Genomic DNA, 8,510 nt, shown 5'->3' with positions numbered 1-8,510 from the left:
GGGTAAACACGGATGACGCGCAAGCGGCATGCGAGCGTCGATCTACGTAGTAACACGCAGCATCGCTGCGTAGTTCCGCGCTTGTGCCGCCAGGGACGGGTGTCAATACTACACGCCGGACGCGCGCGCGCCGCTCAAGCGGCGTCATGCATGCGTCCTGCGCAGTGGGTGCGGCTAGCGTCAATGCTGTTTGCATCGCCCGCCTGCGACGACCAGATCCGGATCTTGCGAGACATACCGGGCGTCGACGGAGACATGGCTGGGACCATCCCGCCACCCACCCCTCCGCCCGCCGCCACCAGGGGACGCCGCCCAGGTGCCCCCCTTGCTTCCGGCACCTGCCGCCGCCGGCATTCCTAAAAATGGTCTGAGGAGACCCTCATCATGAATCGCATCGGGCAACACCTGGTGTGGCTGGCCGTCGCCATCCTTGGCGCCTTCGCCTTTGCCACCGTTGCACTGTCTCGCGGCGAAGCCGTCAGTGCCTTGTGGATCGTGGTCGCCGCGATCTGTATCTATCTGATCGCCTACCGCTACTACAGCAAGTTCATCGCCGAGAAGGTGATGCAGCTCGACCCCAAGCGCATGACGCCGGCCTGGCGGCATAACGACGGGCTGGACTACGTGCCGACCAACAAGGCCGTGCTGTTCGGCCACCACTTTGCCGCCATTGCCGGCGCCGGCCCGCTGGTGGGTCCCGTGCTGGCCGCGCAGATGGGCTATATGCCCGGCATGCTGTGGATCCTGGCGGGCGTGGTGTTTGCCGGGGCAGTGCAGGACTTCATGGTGCTGTTCATCTCCACGCGCCGCGACGGCCGCTCGCTGGGCGACCTGATCAAGTCCGAGATGGGCACGGTGCCAGGCATGATCGCGTTGTTCGGCTGCTTCATGATCATGATCATCATCCTGGCGGTGCTGGCGCTGATCGTGGTGAAGGCGCTGGCGGGCTCGCCCTGGGGCACGTTCACGGTGGGGGTGACGATTCCTATCGCCCTCTTCATGGGCATCTACACGCGCTACATCCGCCCGGGCCGCATCGGCGAGGTGTCGGTGATCGGCTTCGTGCTGCTGATGCTGGCCATCATCGGTGGCCAGTACGTGCATGAGAGCGCCGTGCTCGCGCCGCTGTTTACCTACGACGGCAAGGCGCTGACGTGGATGCTGATCATCTACGGCTTTATCGCTGCCGTGCTGCCGGTGTGGCTGCTGCTGGCCCCGCGCGACTATCTCTCCACTTTCCTGAAGATCGGTACCATCATCGCGCTGGCCATCGGCATCCTGATCGTGGCGCCGGAGTTGAAGATGCCGGCGTTCACCCAGTTCGCCAAGGGCGGCGGCCCGGTGTGGTCGGGCAACCTGTTCCCGTTCCTCTTCATCACCATCGCCTGCGGCGCGGTGTCGGGCTTCCACGCGCTGATCTCCTCGGGCACCACGCCCAAGCTGCTTGAGAGCGAAGCGCATATGCGCTTTATCGGCTACGGCGCGATGCTGGCCGAATCGTTCGTCGCCATCATGGCGCTGGTCGCGGCCTCGGTGATCGAGCCGGGTGTGTATTTCGCCATGAACAGCCCGGCAGCCGTGATCGGCACCTCGCCGGAATCGGTGGCCCAGGTGGTTTCGGGCTGGGGCTTCGTGATCACGCCGGATGTGCTGATCCAGACCGCCAAGGACGTTGGCGAGAACTCCATCATCTCGCGCGCCGGCGGCGCACCGACGCTGGCGGTGGGGATTGCCCACATCCTGCACCAGGTGGTGGGCGGCCAGGCCATGATGGCCTTCTGGTACCACTTCGCCATCCTGTTCGAGGCGCTGTTCATCCTGACCGCGGTGGACGCGGGCACCCGCGCCGGGCGCTTCATGCTGCAGGACCTGCTGGGCAGCTTCGTGCCCTCGTTCCGCCGCACCGACTCGCTGCCGGCCAACCTGATCGCCACCGCGCTGACCGTATCGTTCTGGGGCTACTTCCTGTACCAGGGCGTGGTCGACCCGCTTGGCGGCATCAACACGCTGTGGCCGCTGTTCGGCATCTCCAACCAGATGCTGGCCGCGGTGGCGCTGGTGCTCGGTACCTGCGTGCTGGTCAAGATGAAGCGCGGGCAGTACGCCTGGGTCACCCTGGTGCCCACCATCTGGCTGCTGATCTGCACGCTGACCGCTGGCTGGCAAAAACTGTTCGACGCCGATCCCAAGGTCAGCTTCCTGACCCACGCGGCCAAGTTCAGCGACGCCATCGCCCAGGGCAAGGTGCTGGCCCCGGCCAAGTCGATGGAGCAGATGCACCGCATCGTCTTCAACGACTACCTGGATGCCGGGCTATGCGCGTTGTTCATGTTCGTGGTGCTGTCGATCGTGTTCTACGGTTTCAAGACTGCGATGAAGGCCCGCGCGGAAAACCGGCCGACCGACCGCGAAACGCCGTTTGAACCGATGCCGGCTTCGGCTTCGGCGCAGCATTGAATGCGTGCGCTGGCCACCGGCCAGCGCTGACCCGAGAACAGGAGATCCATCATGCTTGAGCAACTTGGAACCATGGGACGCTACCTGGGCCAGTCCCTGCGCCTGATGGTGGGTTTGCCGGATTACCAGACCTATGTGGCGCACATGGAGGCCACCCACCCCGACCGCGAGCCCATGACCTACGAGGCGTTCTTTCGCGAACGGCAGGAGGCCCGCTACGGCGGGGGACAGGGAAAATGTTGTTGATCTGCACGTGGCACGCGGCTCACTCAAGGGGAAAATGCGAGTGCGCGTAGCCGCACAATAGTCCTAACCCCGTAGTAACTCCGCGCTTCACGCCGTTAAAGAACGGGCCGCCAATTCTGGCGGCCCGTTTTACGTTTCTGCAGCGGTTACAGGGCCTTACACGTGGTTACAGCAAGCTCGCGGCTACATCTCTACACTTGCGTCACAGTTGCTCAACCCAAGGAAGAAGAACATGTCTCGTCATCCCGTTCGCAGTTTCACCCTGGCCATCGCCCTGGCGGCATCCGCGCTGCCGGTGTTTGCGGGCGATATGAATAATGCCCTCGGCGGCGCACTCGKCGGTGTCGCCGGCGCGGCGGTCGGTGGCGCGCTTGGCGGCTCGACCGGTGCGGTGATCGGCGGCGCGGTTGGCGGCGGCGCAGGCGGCGCGGTCACGTCCAACCGCCGCGAGCGCACTGGCGCCATCATCGGCGGCGCGCTGGGCGGCGGCGCAGGCACGGCAGCGGGCAACGCCATGGGCGGGCGCACCGGCGGCCTGTTGGGGGCAGCGGTTGGCGGCGGTGCAGGCGCGGCGCTGGGCGGCAACGTCTCGCGCAGCAACTCCTACGCGGACGAACGCGGCCGCGGCTACCGCGATGACCGCTACTACCGCAGCGGCTACAAGCGCAAGCACGGCCGTGGCCACCACCATCACGACGACTGATCTGCCTGGCGCAGGCGGGGATCATCCCCCGCCCGCCGGCAGCCKGCCTGCGATGCCGGCAACAAGAACGGGCCATGACTGGCCCGTTTTTTTATGCCGTGATTGCCGTGATTTATGCGACGACGCAGCCCGAAAACCTCGCCGGGGGTATCATGCATCACCCAACACCCGTATGCATGCACAGCAAAAGCGGCGCCCCAAAACAAACACGCCCGTACCGGCGTGGTACGGGCGTGTCCTCCAGTAAGTACGGAGAAGGCACTTTCGCACCCTCCCCGTCGGCCTGTGGAGATCAGCCGAAAAGGGGTGGAACCGCCACAAGACGCGGTTCCCGCCGACAGGACGCCTGAATTACAGGGTGGCGGCGCCGTCGCTGAATACGTCGAACTTGCCGGCCTTGGCGCCGTCGGTGTACGGGTCGAACTTGCCAACGCGGGCACCGTCCGTGAACGCGTCAAACTTGCCGGCACGGGCGCCGTCGGTGAAGCTGTCGAACTTGCCAGCCTTGCCGCCGTTGCTATAGACCGAGGTCTGGGTGGCGCGGGCGCCATCGGTGTACGGGTCGAACTTGCCGGCCTTGGCAAAGGCGGGGGCGGCGGTCAGGGTGGCTGCGAGCGTGGCGGCAGCGGCGATCAGGGCGAAACGTTGGCTTTTCATGATTGAATCCTTTCCACAGGCAGGACACCTAGTCTTCTCAGCAGCCTTCGCTGCAATGCGGCATCCGATGGCGTCATATTAGGCATTTCCCTGATATGAATAAATATTGCCGCCGACAATGATTAGTTGTAGTTTCAACAATAAATAACCCACTTTCCGTAAAAATTCGCGGGCAAGACTGGAGACTATGTCATGGACCGGCTGCAATCGATGCGCGTCTTTTCCAAAGTGGTCGAACTGGGCAGCTTTGCTCGTGCGGCGCAACAATTGGAAATGTCCAATGCGGTAGTCACGCGCTATGTGGCCGACCTGGAGAGCCACCTTGGCACGCGGTTGCTGAACCGCACCACCCGCAGCCTGTCGCTGACYGACGCCGGGGAGACCTACCTGCAGCGTTGCCAGCAGATCCTGGAGGACGTGGAGGAGGCCGAGGCCGTGGTGACGGCGCGCAGCCAGTCGCTCTCCGGCACGCTGCGGCTGGTCACGCCGGTGATGTTCGGGCTGCACTTGCTGCCGGACACGCTGGCGCGCTTCCAGGCCCTGTACCCGGAAGTGGTGTTCGACGTGCTGCTATCGGACCGTATCGTCGATATCGTGGAAGAGGGCCGCGACGTGGGCGTAGTGCTGTCGGACCTGGGGCTGGGTTCGCACCTGGTGGCACGCCCGCTGATCTCTGCCGAGATCATCCTGTGCGCCTCGCCAGGCTACCTGCGCCAGCACCCGCCGCTGCGCCACGCGCACGAGCTGACCAACCACCGCTGCATCGCGATGCGCATCCCCACCGCTGAGCATGAATGGACGCTGTCGGGCCCGGAGGGCGAGGTGACGGTGCCGATCCGCCCGGGCCTGCTGTGCAGCAATGCCGAGTTGGCGCACCAGGCGGCACTGGCCGACATGGGTGTGGCGATGCTGTCGTCCTACCTGGCGCGCCCCAATATCGAGGCGCGGGCCCCGCGCGCGACTCACTCTTCCTCGGCATCGGCCGTGGCTTCGTCGTCGGCGCGGGACTTGCCGGCAGCGCGCTTGGCTGCTGGCGTCTTGGCCGCGGCTTTCTTCGCAGCAGGAGCCTTCTTGGCAGCGGGGGCCTTCTTGGCCGCCACCTTCTTGGCCGGCGCCTTGGCCTTGCTCACCGTCTCCGCAGCCTGATCCTCGTCGCCAGCCTTGGCGGACGCGGTCTTGGCCGCAGCGCCCTTGGCCGCCGTCTTGGCGCCCGCCTTGGGCTCGCGTGCCTCGAACTCGAAGCCGATCTTGCCGTCCGGCTGCTTGGCCAGGAAGGCCTTGAAGTTGCGCCCGGTGCGTGATGACTTGAAGCCGGTCAGCAGATCCGTGCGGCCCGCGCCCAGCAGCTTGCCGATCTGCTCGCGCGAGATCTCCTGCTGCAGGATGATCTTGCCCGTGGTGAAGTCACAGCTCTTGGGCACGGCCACGCTGTTCTCGCACACGTACTTCATGCCGTGCTCGTAGACCGAGCCACCGCACTTCGGACAAGCGCCAACCGCTTCCTGGCCGGTGAAATCGACCGGCTCGCCGTCGTTGTCGTCGTCATTCTGGCCGAAGTCGAATTCCATCTTGTAGTGGCCTTCGTCGTCCTTGCCCAGCTTCAGGATGGCGGCAAACGGCCGGCCCATCTTGCTGCGGAAACCCTGCAGCGGACCGATTTCCTTCTTCAGCAGCAGTTCTTCGACTTCGTCGATCTCGAATTGGCGCCCACCCGGGATCTTGCTGATCGAGAACTCGCACGCGGTGCAGGCAAAGCGGCGGTAGTTCTCCTTGACCTGGCTGCCGCACTGCGGGCACGGCGTGGCCAGCGTGGCGTAGTCGCCCGGGATAGTGTCGCTGTCGTATTCCTTGGCGCGCTTGACGATCTGCTGCGTCATCTGCGCGATCTCACGCATGAACTCGTCGCGCTTCAAGCCGCCGCGCTCGATCTGCGACAGCTTGTGCTCCCATTCGCCGGTCAGCTCGGCCTGGGTCAGTTCCTGCACACCGAGCCCGCGCAGCAGCGTCATCAGCTGGAAGGCCTTGGCGGTGGGAATCAGCTCACGGCCTTCGCGCACCAGGTATTTCTCGGCGAGCAGGCCTTCGATGATGGCCGCGCGCGTGGCTGGCGTGCCCAGGCCCTTGCCGGCCATGGCTTCGCGCAGCGCATCGTCGTCCACCAGCTTGCCGGCGCCTTCCATGGCGGACAGCAATGTGGCTTCGTTGTAGCGTGCGGGCGGCTTGGTGGTCAGCATCACGCCGTCGACCTTGTCGACCTTGACGCGCTCGTCCTTGGCCACCGCCACCAGGTTGGCATCATCGCCCTGGGCTTCACGCCCGTAGACCACCAGCCAGCCCGGATTGACCAAGACCTTGCCTTCGGTCTTGAAATGATGGCCTGCCACCTCGGTAACGCGGGTGGTGACCTGGAACTCGGCCGCCGGGAAGAACACCGCCAGGAAGCGGCGCACCACCAGGTCATACAGCTTCTGCTCCGGCTCCGAGAGGTTCTTCGGGGCTTGCAGCGTCGGGATGATAGCGAAGTGATCGCTGATCTTGCTGTTGTCGAAGATCTTCTTGTTGGGCTTGATCCACCCGCTGGCCAGCACCTTCTTGGCATGCGGCAGGTAGTTGGGCGAGCTCTCGGCCAGCATGTCCATGGTCTGCTTGACCGTGTCCATGTAGTCCTCGGGCAGCGCGCGCGCGTCGGTACGCGGGTAAGTCAGCACCTTGTGCTTTTCGTACAGCGCCTGGGCCAGGCCGAGGGTGTTCTTGGCCGAGAAGCCGAAACGCGAGTTGGCCTCGCGCTGCAGCGTGGTCAGGTCGAACAGCGCCGGCGACTGCTGCGTGGACGGCTTGGACTCTTCGGTGACGGTGCCGGTCTTGTCACGGCAGGCCGCCACGATGCTCTTGGCCTCGGCCTCGCTCCACAGGCGCGACTCGCGCGTCTCGGGATCGAACTCGCTCTTCTTGAACTTGGGGTCGAACCAGCGGCCTTCGTACAGGCCGGCGGCGGCGACGAACTCGGCGCGCACTTCCCAGTAGTCACGGGGGACGAACTTCTTGATCTTCTCTTCGCGCTCCACGACGATCGACAGCGTGGGGGTCTGCACCCGGCCAACCGTGGTCAGGAAGAAGCCGCCGCCCTTGCTGTTGAACGCGGTCATGGCGCGCGTGCCGTTGATGCCGACCAGCCAGTCGGCTTCCGAGCGGCAGCGCGCGGCGTCCGCCAGCGGCAGCATGTCGGCATCGTCGCGCAGGCGGGCAAAGCCGTCGCGGATCGCCTGCGGCGTCATCGACTGCAGCCACAGGCGCTGCACCGGTTGCTTGGCCTTGGCGTGCTGCTGGATCAGGCGGAAGATCAGTTCCCCTTCGCGCCCCGCGTCGCAGGCGTTCACCAGGCCGGTGACGTCCTTGCGCTTGATCAGGCGGTTGAGCACCTTCAGCCGCGACTCGGTCTTGGCGATGGGGCGCAGGTCGAAGTGGGGGGGAATCACCGGCAGGTTCGCGAAGCTCCACTTGCCTCGCTTGACTTCGTATTCGTCCGGGGCGGCGATTTCAACCAGGTGGCCGACGGCCGACGAAAGAACGTAATCGTCACTTTCGAAGTATTCGTCATGCTTGGTAAAGCCCCCGAGGGCACGGGCTATATCGGCAGCAACCGATGGCTTTTCCGCGATGATGAGGGCTTTTGACATGGATCGGGTCCTTGCTGGCCGCACTCTGGCGGCCTGCGAATTATTGCCACTAAGGGCTCTGCACTATATGTAAACAGCGAGCTTGGGGCTTTGAGGCGCCAATAATAAGCGCGGTTCCGACGGCGGTGCAAGCAAGCTGCCTCCGCCGTCGCCGTCAAACGGGCGCTGCTGGCATGCGGGCCGGCCCTGAACAGCCGCCGCCCACTTCGTTTTTTGACCGCAGTCCGGTGCTCGTGCTCCTGGCTTGCGCCGGGCGCCGATGACCGGGGTTAGTCGCCGTTAGCGTGCGGCGCCAGCCACTCCAGCACGTTCGGCACCGCTGCGCCGGCCGTTGGCACCATCGCCGCGCCGCGCGCCAGCATGCGTTCGAGCACTTCAATATGCGGCAGCAGCGTGCCGTAGAACTGCGGTGCGCCGCCCGCCGCCGGCTGCACCAGCAGCGTCGGAAAATTATCGATATCGAGGTCGCCCAGCTGGTCGGCATGGGTTTCAATATCGATCCAGACGAAGCAATCGCCCGGAAACCGGGCGGCAAGCGCCGCGAACGCCTCCTGGTAGGTCCCGCAGGTGCCGCACCAGGCTGCGCACAGGCAGGCTACCAGGCGGCCTTGCGGACGCGCTGCCAACACCTGGGCGATTGCACCCGGGTCCTGCTCCGGAAAGTAAACGGTCATGATGGGGGAAACATGAGCCTTTTCAGGCACGGGAAATCGTTTGATTGTAGCGGCCGCCAGGAAATCCGTATTTCGGCCGGCGGTACCAGGGTTGCT

At 64.9% G+C, this 8,510-nt stretch carries 6 protein-coding genes and 1 pseudogene; 4 read left to right on the top strand and 3 right to left on the bottom strand.

The window, feature by feature from the left end; translation table 11 throughout:
• The first annotated feature begins 384 nt into the window (after positions 1–384).
• From AC1DS3_RS02745 to AC1DS3_RS02735, 3 genes are all read left to right on the top strand, one after another.
• Positions 385–2,457, top strand: a complete 2,073-nt coding sequence (locus AC1DS3_RS02745) for a carbon starvation CstA family protein (protein WP_043350941.1) — start codon at positions 385–387, stop codon at positions 2,455–2,457.
• A gap of 51 nt (positions 2,458–2,508) precedes the next feature.
• Entirely contained in the window at positions 2,509–2,703 is a 195-nt protein-coding gene (locus AC1DS3_RS02740) for a YbdD/YjiX family protein (RefSeq protein ID WP_006162283.1), read from the top strand.
• A 232-nt stretch (positions 2,704–2,935) separates the two neighbouring features.
• Positions 2,936–3,406: a hypothetical protein gene (locus AC1DS3_RS02735; protein ID WP_477126641.1), complete on the top strand. Its 471-nt coding sequence runs from the start codon at positions 2,936–2,938 to the stop codon at positions 3,404–3,406.
• A gap of 351 nt (positions 3,407–3,757) precedes the next feature.
• On the opposite strand, the gene AC1DS3_RS02730 is transcribed toward AC1DS3_RS02735, so the two are convergent.
• Positions 3,758–4,063 carry a hypothetical protein gene (locus AC1DS3_RS02730; RefSeq protein ID WP_441640447.1) on the bottom strand — a complete coding sequence of 102 codons (306 nt, stop codon included), beginning with the start codon at positions 4,061–4,063 and terminating at the stop codon, positions 3,758–3,760.
• 192 nt (positions 4,064–4,255) lie between these two features.
• Between AC1DS3_RS02730 and AC1DS3_RS02725 the strand changes: the two genes are divergently transcribed.
• Complete coding sequence (locus AC1DS3_RS02725; protein ID WP_477126640.1) at positions 4,256–5,209, top strand: LysR family transcriptional regulator; 954 nt, start codon at positions 4,256–4,258, stop codon at positions 5,207–5,209.
• Here AC1DS3_RS02725 and AC1DS3_RS02720 read toward each other — a convergent pair.
• Positions 5,140–7,740, bottom strand: a pseudogene (locus tag AC1DS3_RS02720) (DNA topoisomerase III); the annotation flags it as partial. The gene AC1DS3_RS02725 and the pseudogene AC1DS3_RS02720 sit on opposite strands and share 70 nt — an antisense overlap.
• Before the next feature lie 269 nt (positions 7,741–8,009).
• Complete coding sequence (locus AC1DS3_RS02715; RefSeq protein ID WP_441635857.1) at positions 8,010–8,414, bottom strand: thioredoxin family protein; 405 nt, start codon at positions 8,412–8,414, stop codon at positions 8,010–8,012.
• Positions 8,415–8,510: the final 96 nt, after the last annotated feature.

This window comes from Cupriavidus sp. 01L46, from assembly GCF_056399905.1.
This window is presented reverse-complemented; position numbering and strand designations above follow the sequence as displayed.

What these genes read in the sequence shown, in the direction of transcription:
- AC1DS3_RS02745 (WP_043350941.1), top strand. Translation starts at nt 385, where the DNA reads ATGAATCGCATCGGGCAACACCTGGTGTGGCTGGCCGTCGCCATCCTT.
- AC1DS3_RS02740 (WP_006162283.1), top strand. Translation starts at nt 2,509, where the DNA reads ATGCTTGAGCAACTTGGAACCATGGGACGCTACCTGGGCCAGTCCCTG.
- AC1DS3_RS02730 (WP_441640447.1), bottom strand. Translation starts at nt 4,063, where the DNA reads ATGAAAAGCCAACGTTTCGCCCTGATCGCCGCTGCCGCCACGCTCGCA.
- AC1DS3_RS02715 (WP_441635857.1), bottom strand. Translation starts at nt 8,414, where the DNA reads ATGACCGTTTACTTTCCGGAGCAGGACCCGGGTGCAATCGCCCAGGTG.